At 72.4% G+C, this 15,946-nt stretch carries 15 protein-coding genes; 6 read left to right on the forward strand and 9 right to left on the reverse strand.

Translation table 11 applies throughout. The features are described 5' to 3' along the window. The first annotated feature begins 54 nt into the window (after positions 1 to 54). The gene (locus KY5_RS42095; protein ID WP_098241579.1) at positions 55 to 195 is read left to right on the forward strand and encodes a hypothetical protein; all 141 of its coding nucleotides are present in this window, start codon (positions 55 to 57) and stop codon (positions 193 to 195) included. Positions 196 to 210: 15 nt separating this feature from the next. Here the strand turns inward: KY5_RS42095 and KY5_RS08110 are convergent, their stop codons facing one another. From KY5_RS08110 to KY5_RS08125, 4 genes are read right to left on the reverse strand one after another with little or no spacing between them, the layout of a single operon-like run. Further along, entirely contained in the window at positions 211 to 687 is a 477-nt protein-coding gene (locus tag KY5_RS08110) for a GNAT family N-acetyltransferase (RefSeq protein WP_098241580.1), read from the reverse strand. Next, positions 684 to 2,192 (reverse strand): tripartite tricarboxylate transporter permease, encoded by a 1,509-nt coding sequence (locus tag KY5_RS08115; RefSeq protein ID WP_098241581.1) that lies wholly within the window; start codon positions 2,190 to 2,192, stop codon positions 684 to 686. The genes KY5_RS08110 and KY5_RS08115 overlap by 4 nt, the downstream gene beginning before the upstream one ends. Position 2,193: 1 nt before the next feature. Beyond that, the gene (locus KY5_RS08120; RefSeq protein ID WP_098241582.1) at positions 2,194 to 2,736 is read right to left on the reverse strand and encodes a tripartite tricarboxylate transporter TctB family protein; all 543 of its coding nucleotides are present in this window, start codon (positions 2,734 to 2,736) and stop codon (positions 2,194 to 2,196) included. After that, positions 2,733 to 3,716 (reverse strand): Bug family tripartite tricarboxylate transporter substrate binding protein, encoded by a 984-nt coding sequence (locus tag KY5_RS08125; protein WP_199843536.1) that lies wholly within the window; start codon positions 3,714 to 3,716, stop codon positions 2,733 to 2,735. The genes KY5_RS08120 and KY5_RS08125 overlap by 4 nt, the downstream gene beginning before the upstream one ends. A 131-nt stretch (positions 3,717 to 3,847) precedes the next feature. On the opposite strand from KY5_RS08125, the gene KY5_RS08130 reads away from it, so the two are divergent. Further along, a complete protein-coding gene (locus KY5_RS08130) occupies positions 3,848 to 4,534 on the forward strand; it encodes a response regulator (protein WP_098241584.1) in 687 nt (228 codons plus the stop codon). A 31-nt stretch (positions 4,535 to 4,565) separates the two neighbouring features. Here KY5_RS08130 and KY5_RS08135 read toward each other — a convergent pair whose 3' ends face one another. Then, a complete protein-coding gene (locus KY5_RS08135; protein ID WP_098241585.1) occupies positions 4,566 to 5,096 on the reverse strand; it encodes a hypothetical protein in 531 nt (176 codons plus the stop codon). 126 nt (positions 5,097 to 5,222) lie between these two features. Beyond that, positions 5,223 to 6,062 carry an AraC family transcriptional regulator gene (locus KY5_RS08140; RefSeq protein ID WP_234362649.1) on the reverse strand — a complete coding sequence of 280 codons (840 nt, stop codon included), beginning with the start codon at positions 6,060 to 6,062 and terminating at the stop codon, positions 5,223 to 5,225. 269 nt (positions 6,063 to 6,331) lie between these two features. Between KY5_RS08140 and KY5_RS08145 the strand changes: the two genes are divergently transcribed. Next, a complete protein-coding gene (locus KY5_RS08145; protein ID WP_098241587.1) occupies positions 6,332 to 7,312 on the forward strand; it encodes a lytic polysaccharide monooxygenase auxiliary activity family 9 protein in 981 nt (326 codons plus the stop codon). 24 nt (positions 7,313 to 7,336) lie between these two features. On the opposite strand, the gene KY5_RS08150 is transcribed toward KY5_RS08145, so the two are convergent. The 3 genes from KY5_RS08150 to KY5_RS08160 form a co-directional block, all read right to left on the reverse strand. Beyond that, positions 7,337 to 8,200: an esterase/lipase family protein gene (locus KY5_RS08150; RefSeq protein ID WP_098241588.1), complete on the reverse strand. Its 864-nt coding sequence runs from the start codon at positions 8,198 to 8,200 to the stop codon at positions 7,337 to 7,339. A 175-nt stretch (positions 8,201 to 8,375) separates the two neighbouring features. Then, on the reverse strand, positions 8,376 to 9,398 hold the full coding sequence (locus KY5_RS08155) for a DNA polymerase Y family protein (RefSeq protein WP_098241589.1): 1,023 nt from the start codon (positions 9,396 to 9,398) through the stop codon (positions 8,376 to 8,378). Beyond that, a complete protein-coding gene (locus KY5_RS08160; protein ID WP_098241590.1) occupies positions 9,395 to 12,847 on the reverse strand; it encodes a DNA polymerase III subunit alpha in 3,453 nt (1,150 codons plus the stop codon). The genes KY5_RS08155 and KY5_RS08160 overlap by 4 nt, the downstream gene beginning before the upstream one ends. A gap of 185 nt (positions 12,848 to 13,032) precedes the next feature. On the opposite strand from KY5_RS08160, the gene KY5_RS08165 reads away from it, so the two are divergent. The 3 genes from KY5_RS08165 to KY5_RS08175 are packed head-to-tail and all read left to right on the forward strand — an operon-like array spanning position 13,033 to position 15,936. After that, positions 13,033 to 14,082: an ABC transporter permease gene (locus KY5_RS08165; RefSeq protein WP_234362650.1), complete on the forward strand. Its 1,050-nt coding sequence runs from the start codon at positions 13,033 to 13,035 to the stop codon at positions 14,080 to 14,082. Next, complete coding sequence (locus KY5_RS08170) at positions 14,079 to 14,741, forward strand: acetate uptake transporter (RefSeq protein ID WP_098241591.1); 663 nt, start codon at positions 14,079 to 14,081, stop codon at positions 14,739 to 14,741. The genes KY5_RS08165 and KY5_RS08170 overlap by 4 nt, the downstream gene beginning before the upstream one ends. A gap of 46 nt (positions 14,742 to 14,787) precedes the next feature. Further along, the gene (locus KY5_RS08175; protein ID WP_098241592.1) at positions 14,788 to 15,936 is read left to right on the forward strand and encodes an AAA family ATPase; all 1,149 of its coding nucleotides are present in this window, start codon (positions 14,788 to 14,790) and stop codon (positions 15,934 to 15,936) included. The last annotated feature ends 10 nt before the right edge of the window (positions 15,937 to 15,946 follow it).

The following is a 15,946-nucleotide window of genomic DNA, read 5'->3' on the forward strand; positions in this document are numbered from 1 at the left end:
TGGAGGTCTACGCCACCTCGGAAATGGACATCGGATAGGGAGAGGGAGGCAGCCATGCGCCGAGTGACCACGCACAAGCCCGTTGGCCGACCCGTCACCCGCCGAGTGCGGGAGCGTCAGGAGGCCGAGTCCCGGCCGCATGAGAGGCCGGAGGTCCGCAAGGACATCCAGCGCACCTGGTGGCCGGACGGCTGAGCCCGGCGGGTGGCCTCAGTCCCCGGACTCCCCGGACGGCCGCGGCAGTCGCTTGCGGTAGTGCACCCGGTCGTAGGGACCGTCCACGCGCCGCTCCACGACCTCGTACCCGTACCGGGGATAGATCTTCTGGTTCTCCCACATCAACGCGTTGGTGTAGAGCGTGACTTCGATGAAGCCGAGCGCACGCGCGTGTGCCTCCACGAAGGCGAGCAGTCGTCGGCCCACCCCCTGCCCCGCGGCATCGGGGTGGACCGCGATCGACTCCAGGAGGAGACGGCCCTCGTACGGCCGGGGGACGAGCACCAGGAGGCCGGTCACCGGGTCCCCTGTGACGTACACCCGCCCCGCCGCCACGTCCGCGGCGTGGTCGGCCTCCATCGGCGCGGGCACCACCCCGATCCGCTCGATGTAGTGGTGGTACGCCGCGTCGGTCACCGCCCGCACGGCGGGTACGTCGGCGGCGGTGGCGAGGCGGATGTCGTCGGTCATGCCTCTACGTCTACGCCACGTCGGCGCGCCCGCACCACCGCCTTCTTCACCAAGGGCCACGCCACGATCAGGACGATGAGGCCATAGACCGTCACGGAGAACGGTGTGTCGACGAGGCCGCGCACGCTGCCGTCGCTGATCTGCAGGGCGCGGCGCAGCTGTTGCTCGGCGTTCGGGCCGAGGATGACGCCGATGACGGCGGGCAGGATCGGCAGTCCGTAGCGCCGCATGCCGAAGCCGATCAGGCCGATGACCAGCAGGATGACGAGGTCGAGCGGCTCACCGCCGACGGCGTAGGCGCCGACGGCCGCGAAGAACAGGATGCCCGCGTAGAGGTAGGGCCTGGGGATGCGCAGGAGCTTCGCCCAGACCGGGGCGAGCGGCAGGTTGAGGGCGAGCAGCAGCACCATGCCGACGAACAGGGACGCGATCAGGCCCCAGACCAGGTCGGGTTCGCGTTCGAAGAGCAGCGGTCCCGGCTGGATGCCGTACTGCTGGAACGCGGCGAGCATCACGGCCGCGACGGCCGTGGTGGGCAGGCCGAGCGTCAGCATGGAGACGAGGGTGCCCGCCGCCGACGCGGAGGCCGCGGACTCGGGGCCCGCGACGCCTTCGATGGCGCCCTTGCCGAACTCGTCCTTGTGCGGGGACAGGCGCTTCTCCGTGACGTAGGAGAGGAAGGTCGGGATCTCCGCGCCGCCCGCAGGGATCGCGCCGAAGGGGAAGCCGATGAGGGGGCCGCGCAGCCAGGACTTCCAGGTGCGCTTGACGTCCTTCCTGCCGAGCCAGGGGCGGCCGACGGGGATCGCCTCGGCGCCGGAGCGGCGCAGGTGGGCGGCGACCCACAGGGCCTCGCCGATCGCGAAGAGGCCGACCGCGACGATCACCACGTCGATGCCGTCGGCGAGTTGGAGCGAGCCGAAGGTGAGCCGCTGCTGTCCGGTCATCTGGTCGAGTCCGACCAGGCCGATGGTCAGGCCGATCAGGAGCGAGGCGAGCCCTCGGACGCGGGAGGAGCCGAGCACGGAGGTGACCGCGATGAAGGCGAGCACCATGATGGCGAAGTAGTCGGGCGCGCCGATGTCCACGGCGAGGTCGGCGACGGTCGGCGCGAGCGCGACCAGGAGGAGCGTGCCGATCATGCCGCCCGCGAAGTGCCCGATGGCCGCGGCGGCGAGCGCCTGTGCGCCGCGCCCCGACTTGGCCATGGGATGGCCTTCCATGGCGGCGACGACGGCCGCGCTCTCCCCTGGCGTATTGAGCAGGATGGAGGTCGTGGAGCCGCCGAACATCGCTCCGTAGTAGATGCCGGCGAACATGATGAACGCGCCGGTGGGTTCGAGTCCGTACGTCACCGGGAGCAGCAGGGCCACCGCCATCGCGGGGCCGATGCCGGGCAGGACGCCGATCGCGGTGCCGAGGAGGACGCCGATCGCGGCCCACAGGAGGTTGATCGGGGTGAGGGCGGTGCCGAAGCCGTCCATCAGGGAGGTGAAGGCGTTCATGTCACAGCACTCCCATCAGGGGCCCGCCGGGCAGGGGCACGCCGAGCAGGTTGTTGAAGACTTCGTACGTGACGACGGAGAGTCCCGCGGCGATCAGCGGATCGCGGTCGAGGTGGCGGCTGCCCAGCGCGTAGGCGGAGCCCCAGAAGAGCAGGGCGCCCGCGATCGGGAAGCCGAGCGGTTCGATGAGGACGGCGGTGGCGAGGAAGACGCCCGCGAGCAGGAGCACGGTGCGCCAGTCGGCGGGCTCGGACAGGTCGATGTCCTCGCCGCCCTCGGCCTCGCCGCGCCCGCCGCGCAGGACGTCGACGGCGAGCAGCACGGCGACGACGAGCAGCCCGACGCCGACGACGACCGGCACGGTCTTGGGTCCGACGGGGCCGCGCTGGGTGATCTCGACGTCCATGGTGAGCGCGTCGGTGAGGACGAGCACGCCGAGTGCCAACAGCAGGACGCAGACGCCGAGTTCGGAGTGTTCGCGCAGCCAGGAGCGGCGGCCGCGCGCCTCCTGCTCGGGCCGCTCGGGGAGTTCGGTGGCGGTCACAGCCCCAGCTCCTTCAGTACGGACACGACGCGCTTGTCCTGGGCTGCCAGGAAGTCGCCGAACGCGTCGCCGGTCAAGAAGGCGTCGTCCCAGCCGTTCGTCCTGAGGGACTTCTTCCATTCGGGCGAGGCGTGCAGCTTCCTGATGAGGCCGGTGAGCTTCTTGCGTTCGGCGTCGCTGAGTCCCGGCGGGGCGACGATGCCGCGCCAGTTGGTGAAGTTCACGTCGTAGCCGGACTCCTTGAGGGTGGGTCCGTCCAGGCCCTTCACCCGCTTCGGCCCGGTGACGGCGAGCAGGCGCAGTTCGCCCGACTTGATCTGGTCCAGGTATTCGCCGACGCCGGAGACGCCGAAGGCGACCTTGCTGCCGAGGATGGACGCGAGCAGTTCGCCGCCGCCGTCGAACGGCACGTAGTTGACCTGCTTGGGGGCGATCCCGGCGGCGCGCGCCATCAGCATCGGCGCGAGGTGGTCGGGCCCGCCGGGCGAGGAGCCGCCGCCCACGGGGAGCTTGCCCGGGTTCTTCTTCCAGGCCGCGACGAGCTGGTCGATGGTCTGGTACGGGGAGTTCTTCGCGACCACGACGACGTCCTGCTCCTCGGTGAGCCGGGCGATCGGCGTGGTGTCCGCGAGGGTCTTCGGGGAGTGGTTGGAGCGTGCGGCGCCCACCACGCCGAGGCCCATGGACATCGCGAGCTTGCCGTTGCCGTGCTCGCCGACGAGGCGGGTCAGGCCGACGGTGCCGCCCGCGCCCGGCAGGTTGAACACCTCGATGTTGTGGGTGAGTTCGGCGTCCTCGGCGTTCTTCGCCGCGGTGCGGGCGGTGATGTCGTAGCCGCCGCCGGGCGTGTTGGGGACCATGAGGCGCAGGCCGGGGATCTGGGTGCCGGTCTCGGCGCCGCTGCCCGTGGTGAGCAGCGGCGGCGCGACGAGCACGAGGAGTGCGGCCCCGAGCAGGGCGAGGGGTGTGCGCAGGCGCACGTGTGCCACCACCTGTCGGTACGTAGTCGGGTGTGAGGTGGCCCACATGTTGCCCGCGCGTTAACAACCTGTCTCTCTTCCGGAATCAACGGACGTTGTGGTCGTTGTGGTCGCGCCCATAGCCTGCGGCGATGACAAGGGTGCTGGTCGTGGACGACGACTTCATGGTCGCCAAGCTGCACAGTCGGTACGTGGCGTCGATGGACGGGTTCACCGTGGTGGGCGTGGCCCACAGCGGCGCCGAAGCGGTCGGCGCGGTGGAGCGCCTGCGCCCCGATCTCGTCCTCCTCGACGTCTACCTGCCCGACATGGACGGCATCGCGGTGCTGCGCGAGCTGCGGGCGGCCGAGGAGCGGGATCCGGCGCGGCAGCCGGTGGACGCCCTGTTCATCACGGCGGCGCGGGACGCGGAGATCGTGCAGGCCGCGCTGCGGGCGGGCGCCCTGCACTATCTGATCAAGCCGTTCAACCAGGCTGCTCTACAAGAGCAGTTGAGGCATGCCGCGTCTCTTCGGGCGCGTCTGGAAGGGCTCGCGGAGGCGCGTCAGGAGGACGTCGACCAGCTCTTCGGCCCTCGCCCGCCGGGCTCCAGGGAACTGCCGAAGGGGCTCGCCGCGCACACGGCGGAGCTGGTGGAGCAGACGCTGCGCGCCCACCCGGGCGGCCTCTCCGCCTCGGAGTGCGCCGAGGCGGGGGCGCTTTCCCGGGTGAGCGCGCGCCGCTACCTGGAGTTCTTCGCGGAGACCGGGCGGGCCGATGTCTCGCTCCGGTACGGAGGGACGGGGCGGCCCGAGCGGCAGTACCGGTGGCTGGGGTGAGCGCTCAGGGCGCTCAGGGCCGTCGAGGCGCTCAGGAGGCGACCCGTTCCCCGGACGGCTCGGCGACGATGATCTGAACGTGCGCCGGGGCGTACTTGCGGGCCTTGGTGACCATCTTGGCCAGGTCGAACTTGTGCCGCTGAACGGCCACGTACAGCGGTGCGGGCATGTCCGGGTGCGCCTGCGGGACCCGTGCCCCCGCCGGGAGCGTCGCGCTCTGCCGCAGCCGTGCGCCGATCAGGACCTCCTCGCTGCCGGGAGGCACGGCCACGACGAACTGGGTGACGTCGTTCCAGGGCAGCAGCACGTTGCCGACCCGGGCGCCCGCGGCGTCGAACTGGAAGAGGATGCGCTTGGAGTCGAACCAGGACGAGATGAACGGGATCGCGGCGACGATCACCACACCGCCCTTCATGTCGAGCGCCCAGCCGAGCAGTACGGCGAGGAGCACGACGCCCGCGATGGCTCCCCACAGCCCAGCCAGGTCCTGGGGCGAGAACGGGCCCGTCACCTTGTAGCGCTCCCAGCGCCCGCGGCGTGCGGGCTGATTCTGCTGTGCCATCGGGGTCCCCCTGACGTGCCGGTGCGGAGCACCGGAGTACTGGCCCAGGCCATCGGCCTGAAGATCACAGTCGGGGACCCTAGCGACGTGCGGACGGGCTGGCTTGGACAAATTTGACCTCGCCGCTCACCCGTCCTGAAGTGGCACGGCCCCCTCCGCGAGGCGCCCGGCCGCCAGCCTGCCGGGGGTGAGGTCGGCCAGGGCACGGAACTCGCGGTTGAGGTGGGCCTGGTCGTAGAAGCCGCAGACGGCGGCCACCTCGTGGAGGTTCGCGGTCTCGCGGGCGAGCAGCCGCACGGCCCGGTGGAAGCGCAGCACGCGGGCGGACGTCTTCGGTGTGAGACCGACCTGTTCGGTGAAGCGGCGGACCAAGTGGCCGTGGCTCCAGCCCACTTCGGCGGCGATCCCGGCCACCGGGACCGCCCCGCCCGACCGGGAGAGCAGCCGCCAGGCGTGGCGCACCTCGGGCGCGGGCTCGGGGCCGCGCCCGAGCCTGCCGATGAGCGCGGTGTCAAGCAGGTCGAACCGGGCTCCCCAGTCGTCGATGAGCGCGATGCGCTCCACCAACTCGCCTGCCCTGGGGCCCAGTACGGCCTGCAGCTCGACCAGCGTGTTGGTCAACTCGCGCATCGGCACGGCGAACAGCCGGTAGGCACCCAGCGGGGTCAGTTCGATCCTGATCGCTTCCTGGCCGCCGGGGTGGTCGCACACCCGGGGCCCGTCCTCGAGCCCCGAGACCAGCGAGCCCACCACGCCGGCGGCCGGACCGGTCTCCCCCAGCCTGCGCACCTGGGCGAACGGCTCCCCCAGGCTGATCACCACGACGGCGCGGCCGGTGGGGACCAGGCGGACCCGGTAGGGCGAGGCCACCGTCTCCCAGTAGCCCGCGTAACTGTGCAGATACGGCCGCAGCGCGGCGGGCCAGGGCCGGGTGACCCGCCATCTGCCGCCGCCAAGGCGCGTCATCTCGACTCCCCCGCCGACCGCTCCCTCGCTACCGCCCCGCGCCATGCCCCGTCCCCTCCCGCGGCGCCGCCCGCCCGGTGTCAGCAGCCTAGGGGATGCGGTGAAACACGCGAGGCGGGACATTCCAGGACTCAGCCTGAGCCCCTGATTAGCGCTCCCTTAACCGCACCATAAGGATCTCCATCCCCCGGCCCCAGCAGGCGATTTCACGGTTTTCAGGGGCTAGCTTTCTGGTCGCCCCCTGAACCGCCCTCTGAGGAGAACCACCCATGACTGCTCGTCGCAAGGTCGCCGCGCTCGCCGCCGCAGGTGTCGCCCCGCTGGCCCTGACCGCCCTCTCGGCCGCGCCCGCCGCCGCGCACGGGTCGATGACGGACCCGGTCAGCCGGGTCTCCGCCTGCTTCCAGGAGGGCCCCGAGGCGCCGAAGTCGGCCGCCTGCAAGGCCGCGGTCGCCGCCAGCGGCGCCCAGGCGTTCTACGACTGGAACGCCGTGAACATCGCCAACGCCGCGGGCAAGTCGAAGGAGATCATCCCCGACGGCAAGCTGTGCAGCGCGGGCAACGACAAGTACAAGGGCCTCGACCTGCCGCGCGCCGACTGGCCCTCGACCAAGCTCGCCGCGGGCGGCCACACCTTCCGCTACAAGGGCACCGCCCCGCACAAGGGCTCCTTCGAGCTGTACCTCACGAAGGACTCGTACGACCCCTCCAAGCCCCTGAAGTGGTCGGACCTGGAGGCGAAGCCCTTCGTGAACGTCACCGACCCGAAGATGGAGAACGGCGACTACGTCTTCGACGGGAAGATCCCCGCCAGGTCGGGCCGCCACCTGATCTACTCGATCTGGCAGCGCTCGGATTCGCCCGAGGCCTTCTACACCTGCTCCGACGTCGTCTTCGGCAAGGACAGCGGCGGCTCGGGCGCCTCCGCGCCGACCGCGTCGGCCCCCTCCGAGAAGGACATCGCGGCGGGCGCGGAGAAGTCGACGGTCGAGCACCACGGCCACGGCGACGCGGACGCGAAGACCGGCGCCGACGCCGCCGCCCCCGCCGACGCGCCCTCCGGCAACGAGCCCGAGGTGAACGGCGGCGCCGAGAAGCCGGTCAGCGCCGCGGGTGACAACCTCGCCGAGACCGGCGGCGACAGCACCACGCCGTACATCGCGATGGGCGGTGCCGCCGCCCTCGCCGTCGGCGCCGCGGCGATGTTCGCCACGACCCGCCGCCGCGCGGCGGGCCGTCACGGCCGCTGAGCCGGGTGCGACGCCGGGCACGTGCTACGACAGGCACGTGCTCGGCGTCGCGTGCGCCGGGTCGAGCGCGTTGGCCACCTCGTGGTGGGCGACGCGGTCGAGGATGCCGATCGTCACGTGCTCCGCCAGGTTGACGGGGCACAGGTCCTGAAGCGTCACGTTGTGGACGTCGGGACCGGTCAGGAACTGGCTGCGGTACGGGGTGACCACCTCGTCGTACTTCGTGGAGATGACGGTGTAGCGCACGCCGGGCACCGTGTCGCCGCCCTCGTTGAGCTTGGTCAGGAACGCCGATCCCGCCACCTGGTCGGCGAGTCCCGGGGTCTTCGCGTCGAGCAGGTCCTCGGCGCCGGGGAAGTACGGGAGCAGCTTGGTCAGGCCGAGCAGGGTGGTGCCGTGGTTGTCGGGCGCGAGCCCGATCAGCGCGTTCACCTTGTCGGCGCCGCCGAGGAACTTCAGGTACTGGCGGGGCATCATGCCGCCCTGCGAGTGGCCCACCAGGTCCGCCTTCTTCGCGCCCGTGGCGGCCAGCACCTTGTCGACGAAGGCGTCCAGCTGCTCGGCCGACTTGTCGATCGGGCCGAGCCCGTGGAAGAAGGGCACGCCGGGCAACTGCCCGTAGTCCAGCGAGTAGACGCAGTAGCCGCGCTTGACCAAGTAGGGCGCGAGGACGAGCCAGTTGTCGATGGAGTTCCCGAAGGTTCCGTGGACGAGGACGACCGGGCGCGGGTGGGCGGCGGACGGCTTGCAGCCGTAGTCGTTCCAGCCGCTCGACGACGCGGACGACGCCGTGTCGGCCGCGGCCGTGGCGGCAGGGGTGAGGGTGACCGCGCCCATGACGAGCAGGGCGGCGGCGAGCGCGCGCAGCGCTCGTCTCCAGGGCAGCATCGTGTGATCTCCTTGCGGCTCAAGGGAGTTGCGGGGGGGTGAGCCCTGTGATCCGGATCACGAGGATGTGCCGTGCGCATGCCAAGCTAGGGGCCGGTACGCGAAGAGTGAAGTTACGCGTCAGTAAAAAGTTCCAGTGGTCACTGGCGCGGTCCTCGCGGCCGGGCCGCGGGCCCTACGCCGCCAGTGTCCCCGGCACGATCGCGCCCGGGCCGAACCTCTCCCGCGCCCGGTCGGCCACCTCCTCGATCCTGCGGGACCGCTCGTCCACCGGGTCGAACGTCAGCTGATGGGCGGCGTGTTCGGCGGGGCCGAGGCCCTCGGCGCGCAGGGCGACGGCGCGCACCCTGGCCCGTTGCAGGGCGAGCGCCTCGTACATGCGGTACGCGGTGGTGGTCAGCGCGACCGAGTGCGCGGTCGGCTCGGGCAGCGTCCGCGTCCTGGTCGTGGTGGTGCGGTCCGCGTACCGCACGGTGAGGGTCAGCGTCCGGCACACCTGGTCGTCGCCGCGCATCCCCGCGCCCAGCTCCTCGGCGATCGAGAGCAGTGCGCGGCGGTGCCGGAACGGGTCCAAATCGTCGCGCGGGAACGGGCGTTCGGCGGAGAGGGAGCGCGAGGCGGCGTTCGGTACGACGCGGGCGCGGTCGACGCCCCGCGCCTTCTCGCGCAGCTCGCGGCCCGCCCTGGCGCCGACGAGCCGCTGCAGGGTGGACAGGGGCGCGGCGGCGACCTTGCCGAGGGAGTCGAGGCCGTACTCGCACAGGGTGCGGGCGGTGGCGCGGCCGATGCCCGGCAGTTCGCCGACGGGCCGCTCGGCGAGGAACTCCCTCACCCCATCCGCCCCTTCGGGCACCGCGCGGGTCACCCCGGGGGCGGCCCCGCGCGCGGCCATCCTGGCCAGCATCGGGCCGGGGCCCGCGCCGATCGCGCACTCCACTCCGTACAGCGCGAGCGCCCGCACCCTGATCAGCGCGGCGAGCTCGACGGCGCCGCGCCCGAAGTACCGCCGCGCGCCGCGCACGTCGACGAGCGCGGCGTCGGGCGGCAGCGCCTCGACCTCTGGGGTGAACTCACCGAGCAGGCCGAGCAGTTGGGGCAGGAGGGCTTCATGCATGGGGGGCAGCAGGAAGCGTACGTAGAGGGTGCTCGCGCCGCCGTGGACGGCTTGGTCGGTGTGGGCGGTGTGGATCGTGTTCATCCCGCGCTCCCCGGGCTCTGGTGCCACAGCTTCCGCGTTCCCGCCGTCCCTTCGCCCGCCGGGCGCAGATCCGCCCAGGGGTGCATCTCGTAGCCCGTGGCCATGCGGATGCGGCGCCCCTCCCCCGCCCCGGGCCCCGGCTCCGGTTCCGGGCCCGGTTCCGGGCCCGGTTCCGCCAGGCGCCGCGCCACCGCGTCGAGGCCGCCCTCCTTGCGCACCTCCACCAGGTCCGCCAGGTTCCACGCGGCCGAGCCGACCACGCTGAGGCTGCGCGGGCCCCTGCGCTGCACCACGCCGCGTACGAGCAGCAGCCAGGAGTGGAAGACGGTGTGCGCGCACCGTTCGTGCGCGTCGTCGAAGAAGGCCAGGTCGACCAGGCCCGTGCCGTCGTCGAGGGTGGTGAAGATGACCCGCTTGCCGGAGCGGATCGGCGGGGTCTGCGTGGCGGCCTTGGCGCCCGCCACCAGGACGGTCGCGCCGTGCTCGGCCTCGCGCAGGCGCCGCGCCGAGAGCGCGCCGAGCTCCCGCAGGAACTCCTCGTGGTCGCCCATGAGATGGCGGGACGAGTCCATGCCGAGGACACCGAGTTCGGCGCTGAGCCGTTCGGCGTCGTCCAGGTCGGGAAGGCCCGCGGGCGCGGTCGCGCGCCCACCGGCCAGGGGCAGTTGGCCGCCCGCCGCGCCGCGCGCGCCCCGCCGCAGTTCGGCCAGGTGCAGTTGCAGATCGCGGCGGTTGGCGCCGAACGCGTCGAGCGCGCCGACCTGCGCGAGCCGCTGCGCGACCGGCTTCGAGGGCCTGGCCCGCTCCCAGAAGTCGACGAGCGAGGCGTAGGGCTGCCCTTCGGCGATCCGCACGGACTCGGCCTCGCTGATGCCGTGCACGTCACAGAGCCCGAGGCGCAGGCCCCAGACCTCTCGGGATTCCGAGTTATCAGACACCAGTTCGATACGGTGAGCGACCGCGGACCGGTTCACGTCCAGCGGCAGGATCGGCACCCCGCGCCGCCGCGCGTCCGCGAGCAGCAGCCGCTTCGGGTACATCCCGGGGTCGTGCGTGAGCAACCCTGCGTAGAACGCGGCCGGATGATGGGCCTTCAGCCACGCCGACTGGTACGTCGGCACGGCGAAGGCCACCGCGTGCGCCTTGCAGAAGCCGTACGAGCCGAACGCCTCGACGATCTCCCAGGTGCGGCCGATCGTCTCCGCGTCATAGCCCCTGGCCGCCGCGTGCTGCGCGAACCAGAAGCGGATCCGGCCCTGCGACTCGGGATCGGAGAGCCCGCGCCGCACCCGGTCCGCCTCGTCGCGTCCGCAGCCGGTCATGATGTCCACGATCTCGATGATCTGCTCGTGGAAGACGACGACGCCGTAGGTGTCCTTCAGCGGCCCGGCGAGATCCGGGTGCGGATAGCGGACGGGCGCGCGGCCGTGCCTGGCCTCGATGAAGGGCCGCACCATGTCGGCGGCGACGGGTCCCGGACGGAACAGCGAGATGTCGACCACCAGGTCGTGGAAGGTCGCGGGCTGGAGGCGGCCGACCAGGTCGCGCTGGCCCGGCGACTCGATCTGGAAGCAGCCCAGCGTCTCGGCGGACTTGATGAGCCGGTACGTCGCCGGGTCGCCGGGCGGCACCGCGTCGATGTCCACCCGGTCCCCCGTGGCCCGCTCGACCTCCCCCACCGCGTGCGCCATCGCCGACTGCATCCGCACGCCGAGCACGTCCAGCTTGAGCAGCCCGAGCTCCTCCACGTCCTCCTTGTCGAACTGCGACATGGGCAGGCCCTCGCCGCTGGTCGGCACGACGGGCGTGCGCGCGAGCAGCGAGGCGTCGGAGAGCAGCACCCCGCACGGGTGCATGGCGACACCGCGCGGCAGCGCGTCGAGCGCCTCGACCAGCTCCCACAGCCGGTCCCTGTCCCCCAACTCCTCGGCGATCCCGCGCAGTTCGGGCAGCTCCTCCATCGCGGCGCGGGCGTCGCGGGCACGGATGTGCGGGAACGCCTTGGCGATCCGGTCGATGTCGGCCGGGTCCATGGACAGGGCGGCGCCGACGTCGCGCACGGCGTGGCGCACCCGGTAGGTCTCGGGCATCGCGACCGTCGCGACCCGCTCGGTGCCGAAGCGGCCGATGATCGCGCGGTAGACCTCGATCCTGCGGGCCGACTCGACGTCGATGTCGATGTCGGGGAGCACGGACCGCCGCTTGGAGAGGAACCGCTCCATGAGAAGGCCGTGCTCGACGGGGTCGGCGTGCGCGATGCCGATGAGGTGGTTGACGAGGGATCCCGCGCCGGAGCCGCGTGCGGCGACCCTGATGCCCAAGTCCCTTACGTCGTCGACGACTTGGGCCACGGTCAGGAAGTAGGACGCGAAGCCGTGGTACGCGATGATGTCCAGCTCGCGGTGCATTCGCTCCCAGTACGCGCGGGCCCCCGCCGCCCGGTCGTAGCCGCGCAGCACCATGCCCGCCGCCGCCCGTGACGCCAGGACGCGCTGCGCGGTGCGGTGCCCGGCGCCGACCAGGCGCGGCTCGGGGAAGTGCACGGTGCCGACACCGATGTCGTCCTCCGCGTCGACGAGGCACTCGGCGGCGGCCGCCCGGGTCTGTTCGATCAGCCGGTGGGCGGTGTCGCGGCGGAACCCGGCCGCCTCGACGACCCGTTCGGCGATGCCGAGCATGGCGTCCGCGCCCTTCAACCACCGCTCGCCGCCGTCGAGTTCCTTGGTCGGATCGACGGGGACGAGGCGGCGCGCGGCGTCGAGCACGTCGGCGACGGGGCCCTGCCCCGGGTCGGCGTAGCGCACGGCGTTGCTCAGGACCGGACGTACGCCCTGCTCAGCGGCGAAGCCGACGGTGCGCGCGGCGAGCCGGAGCGATCCCGGCCCCGTGCCCTCACGCCCGTGCCAGACGGACTCCAGGCGCAGCGCGTCGCCGTAGCGCTCGCGCCACGGGGCCAGGAGCCTGGCGGCCCGGTCGGGACGTCCGGCGGCGAGCGCGCGCCCCACGTCGGACGCGGGGCCGAGCAGCACGGTCAGGCCGTCCCCGTGGTTCTCCTGCCACGGCAGCACGGGCTGCCCCTCCGGGGCGCGGTGCGCGGCGGTGACGAGGCGGCAGAGCGCGGCCCAGCCGGTGGCGCCGTCGCGGGCGAGGAAGGTCACGCGCGGGGTCGACTCGTCGATGAAGGCACCGCCGCGCACGGGGGCGCGGCGCCGCTCGCCCCGTGGCGGGGCGGGCTCCCCCACCGCGAGCTCGGCGCCGAACAGCGGCCGCACGCCCGCCTTGGCGCAGGCCTTGGCGAACCGGACGGCGCCCGCGAGGGTGTCCCTGTCGGTGAGCGCGAGGGCGTCCATGCCCCGCTCGGCGGCGCGCTCGGCCAGCCGCTCCGGGTGCGACGCGCCATAGCGCAGGGAGAACCCGGAGACGGTGTGCAGATGCGTGAACCCCGGCACACGCACCTCCTGTAACCCTGAACCGATCCGACCTCGCAGCCCCCTCTCTCCACCATAGACCAGTTTCGAACTCACGTACGACACGAATGTTCGATTAACCGATCGAGGGCACTACCGCCCCGCTCCTGTCGTCCGTTCGGCCCATCCCACCTGCGGAAACGCTCGAAGCCCCGGAGCGTGGAGGCATGAGGTTCGCCGACGAATTGAAGAGCGCCGTCACTCCGCGAGCAGCCTTGCTCGTCATCGGCGTACTCGCCCTGCAACTGCTGTTCATCGCCTCCTACGTAGGGGCCCTGCACAACCCGAAACCGAAGGACGTGTCCTTCGGAGTGGTCGCCCCGGGGGACGCGGCCCAGCAGACCGCCGACCGGCTGAAGAAGCTCCCCGGCGAACCGCTCGACCCCCGGGTGGTCGAGAACGAGGGCGTCGCCCGCCACAAGATCATGAACAGGGACATCGACGGCGCGCTGATCGTCGACCCGCGCGGCACGACCGACACCCTCCTGGTCGCCTCCGGCGGCGGCACCGCCCTCTCCAGGACCCTGGTGGAGCTCACCGCCAAGGTCGAGGGCGCCGAGAAGCGCTCGGTGAAGACCGTCGACGTGGCCCCCGCGTCGAAGCAGGACTTCAACGGGCTCTCCTCGTTCTACCTGGTCGTCGGCTGGTGCGTCGGCGGCTACCTGTGCGCCTCGATCCTCGCCATCAGCGCGGGCTCCCGGGCCGCCAACGTGCCGCGCGCGGTGATCAGGCTCGGCACCATGGCGCTCTTCTCGATCGTCGGCGGACTCGGCGGCGCGATCATCATCGGGCCGATCCTCGGCGCCCTGCCCGGCAGCATCATGGGCCTGTGGGGCCTCGGCGCCCTGCTGACCTTCGGGGTCGGCGCGCTCACGCTCGCCCTGCAGTCGCTCACCGGCATCGTGGGCATCGGCCTCGCCGTCCTCCTCGTCGTCATCGCGGGCAACCCGAGCGCGGGCGGCGCCTTCCCGCTGCCGATGCTGCCGCCCTTCTGGGAGGCGATCGGGCCCTGGCTGCCGCCGGGCGCGGGCACCTGGGTGGCGCGCTCCATCGCGTACTTCGAGGGGAACGCGGTCACCGGACCGCTCCTGGTCCTGGTCGCCTGGGCGGTGCTCGGCGTCGCCGTCACCATCGCCCTGTCCGCCCGGCGCGGGAGCAGGAGCAGCAGCGGCTCGATCGACCTGACCGCCAGCGGGTTCGGCAAAGGCGCCGCGTGAACCTTCCGCACCGCACGGGCCCCGCGGCCCAGGCCGTCTCCGTCAAACGGATGGAGCCCACCGCGCAGGCCCAGCTGGGCCCGCTCGGGCTCACCGGCTTCATCGTCGTCACGATGATCGCCACCGGCATCGACGCGGGCGTCTTCCCCGAGAAGCTCCTGCACTCGGTCGTGCCCCTGGTGGGCTTCTTCATCGGCGGGCTCGCGCAGCTGCTCGCCGGGCTCTTCCAGGCACAGCGCGGCGACACCTGGCACGCCACGGTCTTCGGCGGCTTCGGGCTCTTCTGGATGGCGAAGTCGCTGATGCTGCTCTGGGTGCTTCCCGGCCTCGACCCGTCGCTGCGGGGCGACACGATGGGGCTGTTCACCCTGCCCTGGGTGTTCGTGGTCTTCGTGCTGTGGCTGGCGAGCTTCCGCATCCATCTGGCGCTGCTGCTCACCTTCACCTGCGTCCTCGTCGTGTTCGTGGCGATGACCTGCAACGGCTTCACGGGGTCGGTCGGCTGGAACCGGGTCGCGGGCTGGTTCGGGCTCGGCGCGAGCGCCGGGGCGCTCTACCTGCTCGCGGGCCAGGTGATGGCGTCCACCTGGGGCCGCCCCGTCCTGCCGATGGGCCGCTTCCTCGCGCCGGACGCCCCGGACGTCCGGCCGGAGAGCTGAAAAGGGTCAGACCCGATTGTCAGACCCGGGTGCGAGGCTGAGACGCATGATCCGCACACTCGCCGTCGAGAACTACCGCTCCCTGCGCAAGCTGATCGTCCCGCTGGACCGGCTGAACGTGATCACCGGCGCCAACGGCACGGGAAAGTCCAGCCTGTACCGCGCCCTGCGGCTGCTCGCCGACTCCGCCACCGGCGGCGCGGTCGCGGCCCTGGCCCGCGAGGGCGGCCTGCCGTCCGCCATGTGGGCGGGCGAGCGCAAGGCGGAGCCCGCCGGGCTCAAACTGGGCTTCGCCGGGGACGAGTTCGGGTACGCGGTCGACTTCGGCGTCCCCCAGTCCAGCGGCTCGGGCCCTGGCGGCGCGCCCTCCATGTTCGCCCTCGACCCCGAGATCAAGCGCGAGTCCACCTGGGCCGGGCCCGTGCTGCGGACCGCCGCGCTGCTCTGCGACCGCGCGGGCCCCGCCGTGCGCACCCGCACGGCCGACGGCGGCTGGCACCGCTCCCAGGGCATCAAGCCGTACGACAGCATGCTCAGCGAGTTCGCCGACCCCCAGCTCGCCCCCGACCTGCTGCGGCTGCGCGAGCTGATCCGCTCCTGGCGGTTCTACGACCACGTGCGCACCGACGCCGACGCGCCCGCCCGCGCCGCCCGCATCGGCACCCGCACCCCCGTCCTCACCCACGACGGCGCGGACCTGGCGGCGGCCCTGCAGACCATCCGCGAGATCGGCGACGACGTGGCGCTCGACGAGGCGGTGGCGGCCGCCTTCCCCGGCAGCCGGGTCCGCGTCGTCGACAACGGAGGGCGCTTCGAAGTCCAACTGCACCAGCGCGGCCTGCTGCGCCCCCTGGGCCCTGCCGAACTGTCCGACGGCACCCTGCGCTACCTGCTGTGGACCGCCGCGCTCCTCACCCCACGCCCGCCGTCCCTCCTCGTCCTCAACGAGCCGGAGACGAGCCTGCACCCCGACCTGCTCCGCCCGCTCGCCGACCTGATCGTCGCCGCGACGGACGACACCCAGGTCGTCCTGGTGACCCACGCCCAGGAACTGGCCGAAGCGGTGGCGAAGGGAGCGGCCCGCCACCGCGTCGACGTCAACTCCATAGAACTGCTCAAGGAGTCGGGCCGAACGACGGTGGCGGGCCGGGAAAGCCTGCTGGACGAGCCGCTCTGGTACTGGCCGAAGCGCTGAGTTCGAACCT

It is taken from the genome of Streptomyces formicae, from assembly GCF_002556545.1.
Lineage (GTDB): Bacteria > Actinomycetota > Actinomycetes > Streptomycetales > Streptomycetaceae > Streptomyces > Streptomyces formicae_A.